This is a genomic window from Paraburkholderia sp. BL25I1N1 (assembly GCF_003002025.1).
In the GTDB taxonomy this organism is placed as follows: domain Bacteria; phylum Pseudomonadota; class Gammaproteobacteria; order Burkholderiales; family Burkholderiaceae; genus Paraburkholderia.
Genome location: NZ_PVZB01000007.1, coordinates 128,147 through 148,074 on the forward strand (window position 1 = coordinate 128,147; position 19,928 = coordinate 148,074).

17 protein-coding genes are annotated in these 19,928 nt (G+C 63.1%); 13 read left to right on the plus strand and 4 right to left on the minus strand.

All coding sequences use genetic code 11. The annotated features are described in order from the left end of the window. Positions 1-8: 8 nt before the first annotated feature. The 7 genes from B0G73_RS12595 (at position 9) to B0G73_RS12625 (ending at position 8,101) form a co-directional block, all read left to right on the plus strand. Positions 9-800, plus strand: a complete 792-nt coding sequence (locus B0G73_RS12595; RefSeq protein ID WP_106281130.1) for a TatD family hydrolase — start codon at positions 9-11, stop codon at positions 798-800. Positions 801-867: 67 nt separating this feature from the next. Next, complete coding sequence (locus B0G73_RS12600; protein ID WP_374957006.1) at positions 868-1,593, plus strand: ankyrin repeat domain-containing protein; 726 nt, start codon at positions 868-870, stop codon at positions 1,591-1,593. A 318-nt stretch (positions 1,594-1,911) separates the two neighbouring features. Further along, a complete protein-coding gene (locus B0G73_RS12605; protein WP_012432952.1) occupies positions 1,912-2,268 on the plus strand; it encodes a Rap1a/Tai family immunity protein in 357 nt (118 codons plus the stop codon). 406 nt (positions 2,269-2,674) lie between these two features. After that, positions 2,675-3,898, plus strand: a complete 1,224-nt coding sequence (locus B0G73_RS12610) for a mechanosensitive ion channel family protein (protein WP_106281134.1) — start codon at positions 2,675-2,677, stop codon at positions 3,896-3,898. Between the two features lie 209 nt (positions 3,899-4,107). Continuing rightward, positions 4,108-5,520, plus strand: coding sequence for an alpha,alpha-trehalose-phosphate synthase (UDP-forming) (otsA, locus tag B0G73_RS12615; protein WP_106281136.1), 1,413 nt, complete (start codon positions 4,108-4,110; stop codon positions 5,518-5,520). 115 nt (positions 5,521-5,635) lie between these two features. Beyond that, entirely contained in the window at positions 5,636-6,802 is a 1,167-nt protein-coding gene (locus tag B0G73_RS12620; RefSeq protein ID WP_106281421.1) for an AAA family ATPase, read from the plus strand. Positions 6,803-7,033: 231 nt separating this feature from the next. Then, on the plus strand, positions 7,034-8,101 hold the full coding sequence (locus B0G73_RS12625; protein WP_106281138.1) for a glycosyltransferase family 4 protein: 1,068 nt from the start codon (positions 7,034-7,036) through the stop codon (positions 8,099-8,101). A 298-nt stretch (positions 8,102-8,399) separates the two neighbouring features. Here B0G73_RS12625 and B0G73_RS12630 read toward each other — a convergent pair whose 3' ends face one another. The 3 genes from B0G73_RS12630 to B0G73_RS12640 all read right to left on the minus strand — a co-directional run bounded on the left by B0G73_RS12630 (position 8,400) and on the right by B0G73_RS12640 (position 10,356). Beyond that, positions 8,400-8,987 (minus strand): YSC84-related protein, encoded by a 588-nt coding sequence (locus B0G73_RS12630; protein WP_106281140.1) that lies wholly within the window; start codon positions 8,985-8,987, stop codon positions 8,400-8,402. A 385-nt stretch (positions 8,988-9,372) separates the two neighbouring features. After that, positions 9,373-9,822 carry a hypothetical protein gene (locus B0G73_RS12635; protein ID WP_106281141.1) on the minus strand — a complete coding sequence of 150 codons (450 nt, stop codon included), beginning with the start codon at positions 9,820-9,822 and terminating at the stop codon, positions 9,373-9,375. A 234-nt stretch (positions 9,823-10,056) separates the two neighbouring features. Further along, positions 10,057-10,356 (minus strand): PsiF family protein, encoded by a 300-nt coding sequence (locus B0G73_RS12640; RefSeq protein WP_106281143.1) that lies wholly within the window; start codon positions 10,354-10,356, stop codon positions 10,057-10,059. Positions 10,357-10,801: 445 nt separating this feature from the next. On the opposite strand from B0G73_RS12640, the gene B0G73_RS12645 reads away from it, so the two are divergent. After that, positions 10,802-11,098 carry a YciI-like protein gene (locus B0G73_RS12645; protein WP_106281144.1) on the plus strand — a complete coding sequence of 99 codons (297 nt, stop codon included), beginning with the start codon at positions 10,802-10,804 and terminating at the stop codon, positions 11,096-11,098. A gap of 592 nt (positions 11,099-11,690) precedes the next feature. Continuing rightward, positions 11,691-12,872 carry a transposase gene (locus tag B0G73_RS12650; protein ID WP_106281146.1) on the plus strand — a complete coding sequence of 394 codons (1,182 nt, stop codon included), beginning with the start codon at positions 11,691-11,693 and terminating at the stop codon, positions 12,870-12,872. A gap of 141 nt (positions 12,873-13,013) precedes the next feature. On the opposite strand, the gene B0G73_RS12655 is transcribed toward B0G73_RS12650, so the two are convergent. Continuing rightward, positions 13,014-14,567 (minus strand): mannose-1-phosphate guanylyltransferase/mannose-6-phosphate isomerase, encoded by a 1,554-nt coding sequence (locus tag B0G73_RS12655; RefSeq protein WP_106281148.1) that lies wholly within the window; start codon positions 14,565-14,567, stop codon positions 13,014-13,016. Positions 14,568-15,201: 634 nt separating this feature from the next. On the opposite strand from B0G73_RS12655, the gene B0G73_RS12660 reads away from it, so the two are divergent. Genes B0G73_RS12660 through B0G73_RS12675 form a run of 4 tightly spaced genes read left to right on the plus strand, consistent with a single transcriptional unit; the run spans position 15,202 to position 19,804 of the window. Continuing rightward, positions 15,202-16,599 (plus strand): undecaprenyl-phosphate glucose phosphotransferase, encoded by a 1,398-nt coding sequence (locus B0G73_RS12660; protein WP_106281150.1) that lies wholly within the window; start codon positions 15,202-15,204, stop codon positions 16,597-16,599. A gap of 40 nt (positions 16,600-16,639) precedes the next feature. Next, positions 16,640-18,082 carry a UDP-glucose/GDP-mannose dehydrogenase family protein gene (locus B0G73_RS12665; RefSeq protein WP_106281151.1) on the plus strand — a complete coding sequence of 481 codons (1,443 nt, stop codon included), beginning with the start codon at positions 16,640-16,642 and terminating at the stop codon, positions 18,080-18,082. Positions 18,083-18,125: 43 nt separating this feature from the next. Beyond that, on the plus strand, positions 18,126-18,581 hold the full coding sequence (locus B0G73_RS12670; protein ID WP_106281153.1) for an exopolysaccharide biosynthesis protein: 456 nt from the start codon (positions 18,126-18,128) through the stop codon (positions 18,579-18,581). Continuing rightward, complete coding sequence (locus tag B0G73_RS12675; RefSeq protein ID WP_374957007.1) at positions 18,575-19,804, plus strand: polysaccharide biosynthesis/export family protein; 1,230 nt, start codon at positions 18,575-18,577, stop codon at positions 19,802-19,804. Before B0G73_RS12670 ends, B0G73_RS12675 begins: the two co-directional genes overlap by 7 nt. Positions 19,805-19,928 lie beyond the last annotated feature (124 nt).

The window sequence follows — 19,928 nt, forward strand, 5'->3', positions numbered from 1 at the left end:
ACATCACCATGTTTGTCGACTCGCACTGCCATATCAACTTCGAAGGACTCGCCGACCGCCTGCCGCAGGTGCTCGAAAATATGCGCAGCCATTCGGTCACGCATGCGCTGTGCGTTTCCGTCGATCTGGAAACGCTGCCGTCGGTGCTGGATATCGCCAACCGGTACGAGAACGTGTACGCGTCGGTCGGCGTGCATCCGGATCACGAGGACATGCGCGAGCCGAGCGTCGCCGAACTGGTCGAACTGGCCGCGCATCCGAAGGTGGTCGCGATCGGCGAGACGGGGCTCGACTATTACCGGCTGGAAGGCCGCTCGATCGCCGACATGGAATGGCAGCGCGAGCGCTTTCGCACCCATATCCGCGCGGCGCATGCTACGGGCAAGCCGCTGATCATCCATACGCGCTCGTCGTCGGAAGACACGCTGCGCATCATGGCCGAGGAGCGCGCGGGCGAGCCGGGCGGCGTGATGCATTGCTTTACGGAACCGTGGGCCGTCGCCGAACAGGCGCTGGCACAGAATTTTTACATCTCGCTGTCGGGCATCGTCACGTTCAAAAGCGCGACCGACGTGCAGGACGTCGCGCGGCGCGTACCGCTCGAGCGTTTGCTGATCGAGACCGACTCGCCGTACCTCGCGCCGGTGCCGTATCGCGGCAAGCCAAATGAACCTGCGTACGTGAGTTATGTCGGACGGTTCATCGCGCAGCAACGCGAGATGCCGGAAACGGCGCTGGCCGCCGCGACCACGCAGAACTTCTTTCGCCTTTTCAAGATCCCCGCGCCGGCTGGTGCGTGAGATGTAAAGTCGATCATTATCAAAGGGATAGGGACGTTTCCTAAAGTTAAATATGAGAGAAATTTCGATGTCGATTGCACAGAATCAGGACGTTTCAGCGGCGCATGGGGCGCTGGCATCGGCACGGCGTGGCGCCTCGCGCGTCGCGTTCGCGGCCGCGCTGGCCTGTGCCGCGCTGACTTCGTTGGTGGTGCCGCCGGCTCAGGCTGCGCCGATCGATTCGCTGATCAAGTCGGTCAAGTTCGACGACGTCGACGGCGTCAACAAGCTGCTCGCCAAGGGCATGGACCCGAACAGCGTGGATAACCAGGGCATGCCGCTGCTGGTGCTGGCCGCGCGCGAGAAATCGGACAAGGTCGGCGCCGCGCTGGTCGCCAATCCGAAAACGAACATCGAGATTCAGGACAAAGCCGGTGAGAACGCGATGATGATGGCCGCGCTGAACGGCGACCTCGACTTCGTCAACCTGCTGATCGCAAAAGACGCCGAGGTGAACAAGAAGGGCTGGGCACCGCTGCATTACGCGGCGGCGAACGGGCACGACGATATCGTCAAGGTGCTGCTCGACCATTCGGCCTACGTCGACGCCGGCTCGCCGAACGGCACCACGCCGCTGATGATGGCCGCGCGCGGCGGCCACGTGTCGACGGTGAAGCTGCTGCTCGACAACGGCGCGGATCTGACGGTGAAGAACCAGATCGGCCTGACGGCGCTCGATTTTGCCAAGACGTACAAGGAGCCGGACGTGGTCGAAGGGCTGACCGCGCGCCTGCAGCAGATGCAACAGAAGTAATGCGCGCGGCGGTGCGGGTCGGCGGTTGACGGGCAGAGAGGGTGTGCCGGCCGCTTCAGCGCTTGGCTCCGGCCAGTCGGGTCCGCTAGCTGCTCCAGCCCCGCTGGCAGAGCACCACCCCTAAAATCGCCAAAGCGCAAAAATACCGGCGCAGCGGCCGCCGCCAGACATTGCAGTAAAAAGTGCCTGAAGATAGCGCGGCCGCACACGCTTGCGCTTCGCAAAACAGTGCAGAATGACGACTTTGGCGCGCCGCCTGGGCGTGCCGTTCGGACGCGGCGAAAGACCGCCTGATAAACGACCCTGGAAAGGAACACCATGCTGCGGGCTTTGATTTTCGCCAGCGCGCTCGCCGTACCGCTATCGGCAGCCGCGTTTACGGGAGGCGACCTCAACAAGCTGTGCACCAAGACGGATGTGGCATCGCGTAGCGCGTGCGCCGCTTATATCGAAGGCGCCGCTGACGGCATCTTCAATACCATCGACGCGATCGGCGGCACGACGGGTCCGCGCGTCGGCCAGTACTTCTGCTTGCCACAGGACGCGCGCTCGGCGCAGTTGACCGACGCGGTGCGCAAGTATATTGCCGAGAATCCGAACGTCGCGGGCTACAACGCCAGCACGGCGATCTCGCTGGGACTCGGCAAAGCGTTTCCCTGCAAGAGCGGTAGTTGATTGTGAACTGAATCACGGCTGACATGCCTCGCGCGCCCCGTGGCGGGCGCGTCGGGCGTTCAGCCTGCGGGTGTGTTTCCGGTTTCAGCGGCCGGAATTCCGCTTGGGGCTTCTTCGAGTCCCGCCTGAAAACCGTCTGAACCGTGGCCGTCGGTTTGCAGAAACGGCGGGTTTCCGGCACCTTTCCGCGATCGCGCAGACGAACGACCTAAGATGTCTACAGGCAGTCCGTGACGGCGCGCAGTCGTCCGTCTCGCGCCTGCTTCAACGCCGGACGCTTCGCCGACGGCACCGTCGGCCATCTTGCGCGTCACGCAACACCGAAGCCGTGTTCGAGGCTCGCGGGTTACGCGCCCATTCCGCGCGGGTTCTGTTCCCCACCCAAGCCAGGAGGAAAATCCCCTTCATGCCAACTCTCGACGACCTCAGCCGCATGGCCGAAGCGCCGCTGCATACGTGGGTCGGCGCCTTGCTCGTCTCCGTCATCGCGATGGTGCTGGCCGTGGGCATCCATCGGATCGGTGCGCGCATCGTGACGCGGCTCGCGCGGCCTTATCCACTGACGAGCGTCGTGCTGCGCTATATCGACAAGCCTTCGCTGTTCGTGCTCGTGATCCTCGCGCTGGAGGCCGTATGGTGGGAAGCGCCTGACACCCTGACCTTCATCACGCCGCTGCGCGACGCCGTCGCGATTACGCTGATCGGCGGATTGACGTGGTTGTCCGTGCGCTCGGCGGCGGCGATCGGCGAGGCGATCATTCAGGCCCATCCGCTCGACACCGCCGACAACCTGCAGGCGCGCCGCATTCATACGCAGGCGCGCGTGCTGGCCCGTTCGGTGATGTTCGTGATCGTGATCATCGGCGTGGGCGGCGCGTTGATGACGTTTCCGAGCGTCCGGCAGATCGGCGCGAGCCTGCTGGCGTCCGCGGGCGTGGCGGGCTTGGTCGCCGGTATTGCGGCGCGGCCGGTGCTCGGCAATCTGATCGCCGGCTTGCAGATCGCGCTATCGCAGCCGATCCGTCTCGACGACGTCGTCGTGATCCAGGGCGAGTGGGGGCGTATCGAGGAAATCACCGGCACGTATGTGTCGGTGCGTCTGTGGGATCAGCGGCGGCTGATCGTGCCGCTGCAGTGGTTTATCGAAAACCCGTTTTCCAACTGGACCCGCAGCAGTTCGCAGATCATCGGCACGGTGTTTCTGTACGTCGATTACCGCATGCCGCTCGCGCCGTTGCGCGAGGAACTCGCGCGCATCGTCGAGGACGCGCCCGAGTGGGACCGCCGCGTGCAGGTGTTGCAGGTCACGGACGGCACCGAGCGCTCCATGCAATTGCGCGCGCTCGTCAGTTCGCTCGACTCCGGCCTGAACTGGGATTTGCGTTGCCGGGTGCGCGAAGGTCTGCTCGACTTCATTCAACAGCACTATCCGCAGTACCTGCCGCGGGCGCGCGCGGAAGTGTCGGCGGAACTCGAAACCGGCAACGGCGCACCACTCGACTGGGTGCCGCGCGGCACGCAAACGCCGGCCGGCAGCACCGCCGCGCATACCGAGGCCGATCCGGTGGCAAGCCGCGCGGGACGGCCGTCGGCGGTCGGCGTGCCGGGGCCGGTGAAGGAAAAAGTTTGACGGCGGGAAGCGGCAAATCTTGAGGTCGCGGCGCCGATAGATGCAACTGATCGGGCACCAAAACAGTCGAACCGTCCACTCACTCACGAATCCGGCGCGGCGCCGCGTGCTTCATGTGTTTGGGTTCTCGACGCGCAACCGGGCGCGAGACACTTCGAGCACCTGCGAAGGCACGGAGCGCGCCGCGCGAACCAAGGAGGACATGCAATATGGGCCGACTCATCGTCGTGTCGAATCGCGTCGCAACGCCGACGGAAACCAGGGGCTCGGCCGGCGGCCTCGCCGTCGGCGTATTCGGCGCGCTGAAGGATGCCGGAGGCGTGTGGTTCGGCTGGAGCGGCGACGTGGTCAGCGAGACTGTCGCCAACGCGGGGCCCACGCTGGAGCAGGACGGCGCGGTGACTTTCGCGACCGTCGGTCTGACGCGCAAGGACTACGACCAGTACTATCGCGGCTTCTCGAACGCGACGCTGTGGCCGGTATTCCACTACCGCAACGACCTCGCGCGCTACGAGCGCGAGGAATACGCGGGCTACCGGCGCGTCAACGCGTGGCTCGCGCACAAGCTGATCAAGCTGCTCGAACCCGACGACGTGATCTGGATTCACGACTACCATCTGATTCCATTCGCCGAGGCGCTGCGTAACGAGGGCATCACGAATCGCATCGGCTTCTTCCTGCACATTCCGTTTCCCGCGCCGCAGATCCTGCTCAACATTCCGCCGCATGAAGAGTTGGTGAAGTCGCTGTCGTGCTACGACCTGCTGGGTTTTCAGACCGCCACCGACGAACTCGCCTTCAAGGATTACGTCACGCGCCACGCGCGCGGCACCGTGGGCGCGGACGGCGTGGTCGAAGCATTCGGCCGCAAGCTGCGCACGGGCGTGTACCGCATCGGCGTGTTCCCGGACGAAATCGCCGAGCAGGCGAAGCGCTACGAAAGCCGTCAGCACGTGCTCGATCTGAAGCAGAGCCTGGAGGGGCGCAAGCTGATCATGAGCGTCGACCGGCTCGATTACTCGAAGGGTCTCGTCGAGCGCTTCCGCGCGTTCGAGCATCTGCTGGAGCGCTCGCCGGAATGGCGCGGCAACGTCACGCTGGTGCAGATCGCGCCGCCGACCCGCTCGGACGTCGCCACCTATCAGAAGATTCGCCAGGATCTGGAGTACGAAGCAGGGCGCATCAATGGCCGCTACTCGGGGCTCGACTACACGCCGATCCGCTATCTGAACCAGCAGTACGACCGCTGGAAGCTGATGTCGCTGTTCCGCGAATCGCAGATCGGTTTCGTCACGCCGCTGCACGACGGCATGAACCTGGTCGCGAAAGAATACGTCGCCGCGCAGAATCCCGACGACCCCGGCGTGCTGGTGCTGTCGATTTTCGCGGGCGCCGCGGCGGAGCTGACCGGCGCGCTGCTGGTCAATCCGCATGATGCGATCGGCATGTGCGAAGCGCTGCAGCGCGCGTTGCAGATGCCGCTCGACGCGCGTCAGCGGCGTCACGAGATCAACATGGAGGCGCTGCGCAAGAACGATCTCGGCGTGTGGCGCGACACCTTCCTGCGCGATCTGCGCAGCGTGCCGGCGCGGAAGCCGGGCAACGGCGGCGGCCATAAGTAATGGGGCGCGTCGACCCGTGTTTGTCCGGTTTCGGGAACGGCGGCCTGAGCGCGTGTTCAGGTGCGGCAGGGTTGAGGGACGCGCGCGCCTGCGCGACTGAATGTCGGGCCGGCGCATGCTGACCACTCTGGCAATTGCGGGCTATCGCTCGTTGCGCGAGTTGATCGTGCCGCTCGGCAGGCTGAACGTGATCACAGGTGCAAACGGCAGCGGCAAGTCGAGCGTGTATCGCTCGCTGCGGCTGCTGTCCGAAGCGGCGCGCGGCGGGTTGATTACTTCGCTCGCGCGCGAGGGCGGTTTGCCGTCGACGCTATGGGCCGGTCCTGAGCGCTTTTCGCGGGCCGTGCTGGCGGGCGAGTTCGCGGTTGAACCGCTGCGCCGCAAGGAGCCGGTCAGTCTGCGGCTCGGGTTTTCCGGCGCTCAATTCGGCTATGCGATCGATCTCGGTCTGCCGCTCGTCAATCGCGCTACACGCTTTCCGCTCGATCCCACCATCAAACGCGAATGCATCTGGAGCGGGCCCGTGCTGCGGCCGTCGGCCTTGCTGGTCGATCGCCACGGCCCGGCGCTGCGCACACGCGACGAGCGCGGCGACTGGCAGACCATTCCACAACCGGTCGCCAGCTTCGACAGCATGATGACGGAGTTCTCCGACCCGCGCACCGCGCCGGAGATGATCACGGTGCGCGAGCAGATCCGCTCGTGGCGCTTCTACGACCACTTTCGCACCGACGCCGATGCACCCGCGCGTCTGCCGCAGATCGGCACGCACACGCCCGTGCTCGCAAACGATGGCGCGGATCTCGCGGCCGCCTTGCAGACCATTCGCGAGATCGGCGACCCGGTCGCGCTGGACGCCGCCATCGACGACGCCTTCCCCGGTTCGCGCCTCGAGGTTGCAACCCAGGACGGCCGTTTCGAAGTGACGATGCAGCAGCACGGCCTGCTGCGGCCGCTGAAAGGCGCGGAGTTGTCCGACGGCACCTTGCGTTATCTGCTGCTGGTCGCGGCCTTGCTGACGCCGCGTCCGCCCGAACTGCTGGTGCTGAACGAACCGGAGACGAGCCTGCATCCGGACCTGCTGCCGGCGCTCGCGCGCCTGATCGCGCGAGCTGCCGCGCATTCGCAGGTGCTGGTGGTGTCGCACGCCGCGCGTTTGATCGCGGCGCTCGAACGCGAAGAGGCGAGTCAGTCGATCGTGCTGGAGAAGCAGTTCGGCGCAACTCGCATTACCGATGCAGACGATCGCGATCTGCCGGCGTGGAAATGGCCTGCGCGCTAAGCACGAGAAGCCGTGTGCGCGCCGAGCCGGATGTAAGCTGAATGTAACAGCACCGAGGAAATGCAAGACAAGGGGCTTTTTGTTGTCCCGTAGTGAATAATGCTTCGATGCCGGTGGTGCACGCGGCCGGCTCGGGCCGTTGCATTGATCGGAGGTATCGGCGCTGTCATACTCAGCGCCGCTGGCGCGCACCGCCTCGAGGCGCAAGCCGTCAGCTTACGGAGACAATATATGAAGATTGCGCAGATCGCCCCTTTGACCGAATCGGTGCCGCCGAAGCTTTATGGCGGCACGGAGCGCGTCGTGTCGTACATCACCGAAGCGCTGGTCGATCTCGGACATGACGTGACGCTGTTCGCGAGCGGCGACTCCGTGACGAGTGCGAAGCTCGAAGCCGTCTGGCCGCGCGCGCTGCGTCTCGATCCCGGCATTCGCGACCGCGTGGCGCCCCACATGCTGTTGATGGAACTGGTGCGCCGCCAGGCCGAGAATTTCGACGTTCTGCATTTTCACCTCGACTACTACTCGTTCTCCGTCTTCAAGCGCCAGGACACGCCGTTTGTCACCACCATGCACGGCCGCCTCGATTTGCCCGAGCAGCAGCCGGTGTTCGATACGTTCAACACCGCGCCTGTGATCTCGATTTCGAATTCGCAGCGGCATCCGCTACCGCAGGCCAAGTGGCTGACCACCGTCTATCACGGCTTGCCTGAGCAGCTCTACACGCCGCAGCCGGTCGAGCAGAAGTACCTCGCGTTTCTCGGCCGGATCTCGCCGGAAAAACGTGTCGACACCGCGATCCGGATTGCGGGCCGTTGCGGCTTGCCGATTCGCATCGCCGCGAAAGTGGATGCCGCCGATCGCGAATACTTCGAGCGCGACATCCGGCCGTTGCTGGACTTGCCCCACGTCGAGTTTATCGGCGAGATCGCGGATCACCAGAAAGCCGAATTCCTGTCCGGCGCGCACGCGCTGCTGTTTCCGATCGACTGGCCGGAGCCGTTCGGCCTCGTGATGATCGAAGCAATGGCATGCGGCACGCCGGTGATCGCGTTCAATCGCGGCTCGGTCCCGGAAGTGCTGGAAGACGGCTTGACGGGTTATATCGTCGAAGACGAAATCGGCGCAGTGGCGGCGGTCAATCGTCTGCACAAGATGCCGCGCGCGGGCGTGCGCCAGCGCTTCGAAGAGCGCTTCACTTCGCGCCGCATGGCGCAAGAATACGTGGATGCTTACCAGATGGTGATTCGTGCGCAGAAGCGTTCGCGCTTTAAGGTGATCGATACGTCCGGAACCTGAGCGGAAGCGATCCGGCTCGGTGGCCGTGGTGAAAAAAGAGCGGCGATGCGTGATGCGCATCGCCGTTTTTCGTTGCCGCACGACTTAAAACGATCGGGGCGTTGCAACAGGCGCCGGGCGGTCATCATGGACGCGGCCCGCGTGCAGTCCACAAAAGCTCACCGGCGCGGCGCATGCCACGTTGCTGAGGTTGCAAAGGCAAGCTGCGCAGGATTGCGTCTGATGCGGCCACCGCTGCTCACGGAACCCGGCGGATCAGACGCACACCCCGCAGACCGGCCAACGGCTCGCGCGTCGGTTAGATCTTCAGACGCGAAACCTTGGTGCCTTGCAGCGATACATCGGCCATCAGACCGGCGTTGGTCAGCACGAACACTTCGACCGGAGCGGTGGCCGTGGTGGTGTCGATCGCGCCGTTGGCGCCCATCTTGATCAGCGCGACGGACGCGTCGCCGCCCGCCGACCAGCCGTCGGCATTGCGGAATTTGTCCAGCGCATCCTGCGTCATGAACAGGAAGATGATCGCCTTCGACTGCGCACCTGCCTGCAGGCCGAACGAACCGGAAATCGTGCTGTAGTAACCGACCGTGCCGCCGCCTACGCGCAGCGCACCTTCGCCATACTGTCCGCCGACCACGAAGCCCACCTGCAACACCGAAGGGAACACCAGAACGCCACGCGCCTTCGAGACCAGTTCGTGCGAACCCTTCACGGTCGTGTAGAGCCGCGACATGGTGCCGTCGACGCTAGCGTCGATCGACTGTCGTTTGGCTGAGTCGGTGGCGGGGGTATCGGGATTGCCTTTATTGGTCGTACAACCAGCGAGTGCAAGGCCTCCGAAAGCGAGCGCAGCGGTAGTCTTCAGCATGAAGTTTCGTCTTTGCATCGTTTTTCTCCGTCATGGTTCCGGGGCGCAACCTCATCTGTTTAGCCAGGTTGCTTTTGAGTTATATCACACGCAAGCCCAAAAGGCGCACTTCCTCGTCAGGCGAAAAGCCTTGTGCAGCGGGGCTTTCGGGCTAATCGTAAGACGCCATGCCGTAATTTTGACCGGCGGCGCAGGGCGCGTTGAAGCTGCGTATAGCGCGCGTTGAACGGGTTCGCGTGAATCGCGCCGGGTTCCGCCAAAGCCAAGCGGAGTAGAACGACCATCGCTTCGACCATTCGTTTTTACCGATTTTGCGCCGTGCGAACGGGCTTTGAAACGAAATTGAAAGTGTTGTCGTGACGCCGCAGATCGCCCTGCATTCGGCCTTCCGATCCCGGCGCGCTCAACCGTGGTTCACCGGACTCTTGACCGCCGGCGGACGCCGCAGCGCGCGGCGCACCATGCCGATCAGCACGCCGAGCAGAAACAGCGCCACGGCCGGCACGATCCAGTAGCCGACGAAGGCGTGCCAGAGATAGGCCATCAGCGTGGAGCGGCGCACGCTGTATTCATTGCGGGCGTCCTGCTGACGCTGCGCGTTGGCGGCCAGCACATCGGCCGGACAGCCCGCCGCTTGCGCTTCGTCGGGCTTGCCATGACAGCGCGCGGGGGCGCCGGCGGCACGCTGCGCGGCGGTGAAATTCCAGCTGGTCAGCGCACGGTCGAGGTCGACGGCGTTGTACGCCATTTCCTCCCGGATCTCGCTCACCGCCACGATCGCCACGGGCACCGCCCAGAATATGATGACGACCAGCCACCGCCTCAACCAGCGGTTTTTATGCTTCGATACCATCCTTGCCTCCGATGGATGCTCTGCAGCACCAACGACAAGATGGCGGCCCGTCTAATGTTGTATGGGGGTGGGCCGTCTCCGCAGCCATCATAGAAGAAAAATGGCGGGTTCGGGCGGGTGGACTGCGCAGGAAGGGGCGGGACGCGGACAGCGAGCGCTGGACAACAGCATCGCTGTGTTCGAGCGGAGTCCGCTCAGGCGCCGCGCTTGGCGCGCGACGCCGATTCGCCGTGTTTAATTAGCCGGTGCCGACGACAGGCAGGTCTTCATGAACGCCTTGCGGTCGTCGCCCTTTTTGCCGGTGGCTTGCGTGTTGCACGCCTTCATTTTGTCCTGCTGGCTCATTGGGGCAGCGGCGGCCGGTTTCGCGGACAGGCAGGTTTTCATGAACGCCTTGCGGTCGTCGCCCTTCTTGTCGCCGGCCTGCTTGTTACAGTCGGCCATTTTGGTTTGCTGGCTGTTATCTGCGAACACCGGCGAAGAAACGAGGACGGCACCCAGCACCAGCGTTGCGATAGCGGATTGGATTTTCATGTGACACTCCATCGGTGGTGAAAACGTTTTTGGTCGTTCATGCGCGCGGGCGTCAGCGGTATCCAGGACCCTCGGCACGTTCATTATGGCAAATGCTGTCTGCGAGAACGGCTGGAAACGCAATCCGGTTGACAGTGCCCGACGCTCGTTTTCCCTTACGTGACGGGGACTGGCGGCGGGTCGGCGGATAAAACGCGAATGGCGCCACATGGAATTATGTTATGCATTCCAGATTAAATTCGTGAATTGAATTCAAGCGAATTAGCACTAAACAATTCCGTGAGATCGATGAAAAATTCGAGCATGCTTTGCACATTGCTGCACATGCAATTGAATTGTAATTCAGCAAGAAAATCCACTACCCAACATATGGGTAATATCGACCAGAAGGCATGCCGTCGATTGCGCAGCTGGTCCGCTCTCACACCGGCCAAGGAGGCTCGTGATGCACTATCTGTTGATGTACGACCTGGTGTCCGACTACCTCGAACGGCGGCCAGCGTACCGCGATGCGCACCTGAAACTCGCGTGGGCGGCCGTCGAGCGCGGCGAGTTGTTGCTGGCCGGCGCGCTGGCCGAGCCCACGGATACCGCCGTCCTGCTCTTTCAAGGTGACTCTGCCACTGCCGCCGAAGCCTTTGCCAAGGCCGATCCGTATGTACTCGCCGGTCTCGTGACATGCTGGCGCGTGCGCGAATGGACGACGGTGGTGGGCGAGGGCGCGGCAAAACCCGTGCGTTGAACGCAGGCCGTCCGGTTGTAACGGCGAAGGGGCGAGCGGCGAAACACGTCGCTTGCCTGGCGCTCCTGTGCCCCTCACACCGCGCGATTTCCTTGCCGTTGATGCACTGCACATAGATTGATCAATGCTGGTTGCGGCTCATCAGTCGATCGACCGAAGCCGAGCCAAAATGCATTGAAATCTCGTCGCGGACGAACCGCGGATTCATAAACGTTATTCGTCGCGATGCCTGCGTGTTGTGCAGTGCAATAGCGTCATTTTTCTACTGGAAGCGACTCGACTTTTGTGACGGCATTGCGAGGAAAGACGCAGCAAAAAGGACAAGATTGTTTCTATCCGTAACACTTGTCTCATTGATATTCACGCAAACCCTGGTGATGGTATGCTTCGTGCACAAATTCTCCCATGCACGAGTGAGACCACGTTTTGTGCTTCGCAATAGGGACAAGCCGCACTAAGTCGGGGCGGTTATGACCAGCCAACAAAACGTACAAAACATATTTGTGCAACCGAGGCCTGCACACGGGTCGTGAAAGTTGAATCCGTGGCAGTCCAAAGCCGCGGCCTGGCCAGGCTGCGTGGAGAAAATCCAATGTTTTTCGATGAGCTAAGCAATGACGAATGGGCGCTGCTGGCAGCGCTTGTTTCAGATGAGCCGGCCGTCCGTCTAAACCGACGCGGCCGGCCGCGCGCCGAACCGCGCATCGTGGCGAATGCCGTCCTGTGGATTCTGACAACCGGTGAACCCTGGTCGAAACTGCCCGGGCGCTATCCGTCGGGTCCGACTTGCCGGCGCCGTTTTGAAGAGTGGCAATTGAACGGCACGCTTCTCGAGATGGTTCGGCTGTTATCGCAAACGGGGCGCACCTTTGCGTACGTCCCCCAACCGGCGCCGCCCGTCGCGGCCAAACCTGCGGCACCGGTAGCGGAAACGCCCAGCGCGCGCGACGAGCATCTGCGTGGCGTGTCCTGGAGAAGCCCCGAGTCATGGCAGGCGCCCGGCGGCGTGTCGAGCAGCCTGGGTAACTGGCGTTCGGCCGATCCGATTGCCGACATGACGCGGCACCTGTCCGGCGTCACGCATGCGCCGCCGGTGTCTCGTACGCCAGCCGCACCCGTCGCAGCACCCGCACGGCACCGTGTGCGGCCGGGCTTGCCGCGTCCGGACGAGGCGCGCGCGGTCGGTGCAGCCATGCATGGTTTGAATTCGGCCATCGTGTCGGCGCGCGGCACATCCGCGCCTGACGATCGGCGCAACCCGCTATCGATGAGCCTCGCGCCACGCGGCACGGAAATCGCCGATCGGAGCGGCTACGTGATTTACATCGCGGCCGAGCCGGTGCCGAACGCCATGTATCGGGCGTGGGCGGAAATCATGAAGGACGGCAAACGCGTCGAGCGTTCCGGCCTCGTCGGCCCGCGCTTTGAGCAAAGTGAAGCGGCGGAGCAATACGCGCTCGACTGGGCGCGGCAATGGATCGACCGCGAATGCCTCACGTTGGCGGCTGCGCAGCAATCCGCCGCCGAGGTTCAGGCAGCGGCTCATGTTCCGGCGAACCCGGCGCCCGTCGCGGCGCCTCCGTTGCCAGCCTTGCGCCATGTGCCCGAACCGGTCGCGGCCAATCACGGCGCGCCGTTGCATGGACCGCTCAACGCGTTCCGCGGTCCGTTGCGCCGCTATCCGGGCGAACCGGCCGCTGCCACCGCAGCGACCGAGAGCAGTGCGTCCGATCGCTACCCGTCGTATACCGAACTCATCTCCCACGCGGGGTGAGCGCGGCGGCTAGCACAGCAGTTCCCCGCGGCCGGTAGGAGCAACCGCCGCAGGTTCCCGCTTCATTCGTTGTGACATTCGCTGTGATTCACTGGTGTTGTCAGAAGGACGCCGTTCGCCGACGCCCCTCATTCACGCGCGTTACTGGCGTCCGTAGGTATCATCGAAGCGCACGATATCGTCTTCGCCGAGATACGAGCCGGACTGGACCTCGATCATTTCGAGCGGCATCTTGCCCGGGTTCTCGAGGCGGTGGGTGACACCCAGCGGAATATAAGCTGATTCGTTTTCGGAGACGATAAAGCGCTCTTCACCGCGTGTGACGAGCGCCGTACCGCGCACGACGATCCAATGTTCGGCGCGGTGATGATGCATTTGCAGCGAGAGCCGCGCACCCGGTTTCACCACGATCCGTTTGACCTGGAAGCGCTCGCCGGTGTCGACGGAATCGTAGTTGCCCCACGGGCGATGCACCTTGCGATGGTTGGCCGCTTCCAGCCCGCCGTCGTTGCGAATCCGGCCCACGATTTTCTTGACGTCCTGCACGCGCGACTTGTCGGCGACCAGAATGGCGTCGGCCGTTTCCACCACCACGAGATCCTGGGTGCCCACACAGGCAATCAGGCGTCCTTCCGAATGCGCGAAGGTCGAAGCCGCGCCTTCGAACATCACGCGTCCGCGCCCCACGTTCTGATCGGCGTCCTTGTCCGAGATATCCCAGATCGCGTCCCACGAACCCACGTCGGACCAGCCTGCCTGCAACGGCACGACCACGCCCGAAGCCGCGCCTTGATCGTTGCCGAGCTGCTCCATCACCGCATAGTCGATCGAATTCGACGGCGAAGCGCTGAACGCGTCGCGCTGCAGACGGAAGAAGTCGCCGTCCGCCTTGCCGCCCGCGAAGGCTGCATTGCAGGCTTCGTAAATGGCCGGCTGGAAATGGCGGATCGCCTTCAGCCACGTGGACGCGCGCATGATGAAGATGCCGCTATTCCACCAGTACTCCTTCGATTCGATATAGCGCTGCGCCAGTTCCAGATGCGGCTTCTCGACAAAGCGATCGAGCTTGTGCGCGCCGACCTTGCCGGTCACTTCCGCGTCGGCCTCTTGCGTGTGATTAGTCGTGCCAAGCGCTGCGCCGATGCGGATGTAGCCATAGCCCGTTTCCGCGCGCGTCGGCACGATACCCATCGTGACGATATGGCCGGCCGCCGCATGCTGCACGCCGGCGGCCACGGCCGCATGAAATCCGTCGATGTCGGTAACCGCGTGATCGGCGGGCATCACCACCATGATGCCGTCTTCGTCCTGCGCGGCGACCGAGAGGGCGGCCACCGTGAGCGCCGGCGCGGTATCGCGGCCGACGGGTTCGAGAATCAGCCGGGTTGGCTTGCCGCTCGTGCGCAACTGCTCGGCGGTGGTGAAGCGCTGTTCTTCATTGGCCACCACGACGAGTTGCTCGGTGAGCGGATAGCCTGCCTCGAGTCCTTCGAGACGGCGCGTGGTGGACTGCAGCAGCGAATCGTCGCCGAGCAGCCCGATCAACTGTTTCGGGTGCTGTTCGCGCGACATCGGCCACAACCGCGTGCCGGAGCCGCCCGCCAGAATCACGGGATGAACCTTGAGCTTGACGTTCAGGGACTTGACTTGCGTGGACCGGGTGTCGGCGGGCGTTGCCGTAACCGGAGCTGTCATGATGGACTCCTCGAGGCTGGGTGAATGCGTCAAGTTTTATCACGAACTTTGGAATCAATAAAAGCGCGTTAAATAGAAACTATATAAAACGCCTAATTCGTTTCTCCATTTCGTGAAGAAAAAATGTCCGGATAATTTTTAAAAAAGAAAAATTACCCGAAAAAAATAGCGGACCATTTTTTTACCGCTATCCATGCGTCAGAATGATGGCGGAGGGAGATGCGCAAGCTTCGCAGGAAGGCGCGCTCAAAGTACGAGCTTGGCTTAGGCAAAGGCTCGCAGGATGCCTGTGAAAGGGCGGATTCGGTAACAATTGCCGAATAAAATTCAGAAAAAATGCCGAAACATTGACCGATACAATTTGAGATATTTTGCGCTCTTGCAGTGGGAATTTTAATATCGCTTTATCTATACCTGAACAAGGGTATTCACTCATTCCGACACAGGTTTCCCATTCGGCTGCTCAGGCAGTTTTTTCGGGCGGGAAACAGAAGGGCAATTAGCACCGGTTCAAACAGTTACGCGTCGCGCATGGATTTGCATGACGCGGTTACCGGCGTTGTGCGGCCCGTTGCCGGACTGCATTTCAACCAACCAGCGGATGGCACTTGACTGACGAACTGAGGGGCAGCGCATGCTGAGCGTTCTATCGAGAATCATCGACATCGCCATGGTCGCGCTCGGCGCCGCCATCGCGGCGGCCGTGCACAGCGGGAAAGTCGTGTGGCTGGACGATATGCAAAGCGTCTCGCTCGCGTTCGACTGCCTGCTGGTGGTGGTGTTTTTCCCGGCGCTCGGGATCTATCAATCGTGGCGCGGCAAGCCGCTCTACGACCTGCTGTGCCGCGTAGCGGGAGGCTGGCTGCTGGTGGAAGTCACCGGCGTGCTGATCAGTTTCAGCCTGCACCGTTCGGACAGCCTGTCGCGGCTGTGGCTCGTCTATTGGGCCGTGGCCACGATCGTGCTGCTGATCGTCACCAAGGTGATCGTCTATTCGATTCTGCGCGGACTGCGCCGCGAAGGCTTCAATCAGCGCGCGGTGGCGATCGTCGGCGGCGCGCCGTACGGGCGCTTTCTGATCCAGCAGATGCGCAGCCGTCCGGACGCGGGTTTCTCGCCGGTCGTGGTGTTCGATGAAGACAGCACGATCAATCACTACGAAGACCCGGACGCGGGCGAGGCGATCGAAGGCGTGCCGGTCGAGCGCGACTATCAGCGCATGCTGCAACTCGTGCGCCAGCGCGCGATTCGCGAGCTGTGGCTGGCGCTGCCGATTTCGAAGGAGAAAGCGATCCATCGCTTCGTGATGGATCTGCGCAACGACTTCGTGAACATCCGTTTCATTCCGGACGTGCGCAGCCTGACGCTCTTCAATCAGCCGATGGTCGATCTGCTCGGCGTGCCGGCGATCAACCTGGCCGCCTCGCCGATCACCGATCTGCGCGTGCTGCCCAAGCGCGTTTTCGATCGTCTGTTCGCGCTGGCCGCGCTGACCGCGCTCGCGCCGGTGATGCTGGTGATCGCCGCCGCAGTGAAGCTCAGCTCGCCGGGCCCCGTGTTCTTCCGGCAGAAGCGCAAGGGCATCGACGGCAATCAGTTCGAGATCTACAAGTTCCGCTCGATGAAGGTGCACAAGGAAGAGCACGGCAGGATCACCCAGGCCACGCGGCGCGATCCGCGCATCACGGCGGTCGGCGCGTTCCTGCGGCGTACCAGTCTCGACGAACTGCCGCAGTTCATCAATGTGCTGCGCGGCGAGATGTCGGTGGTCGGTCCGCGTCCGCATGCGCTCGAGCATGACGACATCTACAAGGATCTGGTGAAGGGCTACATGCACCGCTACCGGATCAAGCCGGGCATTACCGGATGGGCGCAGATCAACGGCTATCGCGGCGAAACCGACCGCATCGAAAAGATGATGGGCCGCGTCAAGCTCGATCTGTACTACATGCAGCACTGGACCTTCTGGCTCGACATCAAGATCGTCGTGCTGACGCTGTGGAAGGGTTTCGTGGGCAGCAATGCTTACTAAGCCCGTTCCTCAATCAACTCCATTTTGCGAGGTGTAACACATGAACCTGACGATCATCGGTAGTGGCTACGTAGGCCTCGTGACGGGCGCTTGTCTGGCCGACATTGGCCACGATGTGTTCTGTCTCGACGTCGATCAGCGCAAGATCGACGTGCTCAACAACGGCGGCGTGCCGATCCATGAACCGGGTCTGCAGGAAATCATCGCGCGCAATCGCAAGGCCGGCCGCCTGAAGTTCTCGACCGACGTCGAAGCCGCCGTCGCGCACGGCGATATCCAGTTCATCGCGGTCGGCACGCCGTCCGACGAAGACGGCTCCGCCGACCTGCAATACGTGCTCGCCGCCGCGCGCAACATCGGCCGCCATATGACGGGCTTCAAGGTGATCGTCGACAAATCGACGGTGCCGGTCGGCACCGCCTCGCGCGTGCGCGAAGTGATCGCCGCCGAACTGGCGGAACGCAACGCGGCGCACATGTTCTCCGTGGTGTCGAATCCCGAGTTCCTGAAAGAAGGCGCGGCGGTGGAAGACTTCACGCGGCCCGATCGCATCGTGCTCGGTTGCGACGAAGACGTGCCCGGCGAAAAAGCGCGCGACCTGATGAAACGCCTCTACGCGCCGTTCAACCGCAATCGCGAACGCACGCTGTACATGGACGTGCGCTCGGCCGAATTCACCAAATACGCGGCCAATGCCATGCTCGCCACGCGTATCTCGTACATGAACGAACTCGCGAATCTGGCCGACCGCGTCGGTGCGGATATCGAGGCCGTGCGCCGCGGCATCGGCTCCGATCCGCGCATCGGTTACGACTTCCTGTATGCCGGGTGTGGCTATGGCGGTTCGTGCTTCCCGAAGGACGTGCAGGCGTTGATCCGCACGGCCGCGGATTTCAAGGCGAATCTGCGCATTCTCGAAGCGGTCGAAGCCGTCAACGACACGCAGAAGAAAGTGCTCGCGCACAAGATCGTCTCGCGTCTGGGCGAAGACCTGTCGGATCGCACGTTCGGCGTGTGGGGGCTCGCATTCAAGCCGAACACCGACGACATGCGTGAAGCGCCGAGCCGTCCGCTGATCGCCGAACTGCTGCGCCGCGGGGCACGCGTCAAAGCGTACGACCCGGTCGCGGTCGACGAATCGAAGCGCGTGTTCGCGCTGGATCTGAAGGACGTGCCGCAACAGCACGCGCGCCTCGAATTCGTGAAGGAAGAAATGGACGCGGCCGCCGGCGCTGACGCGCTGGTGATCCTCACCGAGTGGAAGGTGTTCAAGAGCCCGGACTTCGATTCGCTCAAGCGCATCCTCAAGACGCCGCTGATTTTCGACGGCCGCAACCTGTATGAGCCGGAGGCGCTGCTCGAACTCGGTATCGAGTATCACGCGATCGGCCGGCAGCACGCGCTGCGCATCGCGCCGGCGAAGGTCGGCGCGAGCGGCTTGCCGCAAGCGCAAACGGCGGACACGGCCGAAGCCGGCCGCTGATCCGTCGCCCACGCACCGACAAGCGTTCATCACGGAGCCCGCCATGTTCGCCAACGTACTGATCGTCTGCCATGCAAACGTGTGCCGTTCGCCCGCCGCCGAAATGCTGTTCAAGGCCCGGCAACGCGCGGCGCCGCGTTCGCAGGCGGCGCCGATCGCGTTTCATTCGGCGGGCTTGCGGGCGATGAACGGCCACGCCATGGACCCGGTCATGCAACGCCTGCTCGCCGAGCAGGGCGTGGCCTCCGGCATCCACTACTCGCGGCGTCTGGACCGGCAACTTGTGCGCAACGCCGATCTGGTGCTCGTCACCGAGCGCGCGCAGGTGAGCGACGTCGAAGCGCTCGATCCGGCTTCGCGCGGCAAGGTCTATCCGCTCGGCAAGTGGGAAGCGGATTCCGACGTCGCCGATCCGCACGGCGGTGCGGAAACCGCTTATAGGGAGAGTCTCGTGCTCATCGAACATCTGGTCATGGGATGGCTGAAGAAAATATGCTGATGAAAAAACCCGCTGCACCCTCGTTCGCGAACGGCAAGTCCACGAAGTTCAAGTCGAATCTTGCCGCCACGCTTTTGCTGACGTCCTTTCTGTCAGCCTGCGCCACCGCACCTGGCAATTACCTCGATACGTCCCGTCTGAAAGACGACGGCCAGCACGACAGCCAGGCCGCCGAGACCTATCCGGTTCATGTGATCGATGCCGCCGTCGTGACCGCCCAGGCGCAAGCCGCCGCTGCAAAGACGCAAGTGCTGCCGCCTTCGAACCTGAGCGACCCGTCGCAGTACGTGTACCGTCTCGCGCCGCAGGACATTCTCGGCATCACCGTGTGGGACCACCCTGAATTGACCACGCCGCAGGGCAGTACCTTGTCCGCCGGCGGCAACACCACGCAGTCGATCGGCGGCGCCTTGCAGCAGCCGTACACGGCCGCGCTGCCGGGCCAGGCCGATCCATACGGCCAGACCATCGCGGCCGACGGCACGATCTTTTTCCCGTTTGTCGGCCGTATCCGGGCCGCCGGCAAAACCGTCGGCGAGGTGCGCGACCAGTTGAGCACCGGCCTCGTGCGCTATATCCGCAATCCGCAGGTTGACGTGCGCGTGCTGTCGTATCGCGGCCAGAAAGTGCAGGTGACCGGCGAAGTGAAGACGCCAGGCCCGCTCGCAATGAGCGACGTGCCGCTCACGCTGGTCGACGCGATCACGCGCTCGGGCGGCACGAACGCGGACGCCGACATTCAGCGCGTGCGCCTCACGCGCAACAACAAGCTCTACGTACTCGACGCCGACCGCATGCTCGATCGCGGCGACACCACGCAGAACGTGATGCTGCAGAACGGCGACGTGATCAACATACCGGACCGCACCGACAGCCGCGTGTTCGTGATGGGTGAAGTGAAGACGCCGATCCAGCTGCCGATCGTCAAAGGCCGCATGACGATCGCCGACGCGCTCACGCAAGGCGGCGGCATTCTCGATACCGACGCCAATCCGCGCCAGATCTTCGTGATGCGCGGCATGAAGGATCACCCGACCACGCCGGACGTGTACCGCCTCGACATGACGCAGCCGGACGCCATCATGCTGTCCTCGCAATTCCAGTTGCAGCCGCTGGATGTCGTGTACGTGGGCACCGCGGCATCGACCACCTTCAACCGCGTGTTGCAGCAGGTGTTGCCGAGCGTGCAGACGTTGTTCTACCTGAAACAGCTGACGCGATAAAAAAGTTCAAGCCGTCGTCTCAGGCCCGCGCCGCGCCGTCCGTGAAGGACGCGGCGCGGGACCGAAGCAAACGTAGCTGCAACCGATACGGGAAGCGAATTGTGAGCAACCAAATCTCTCCACA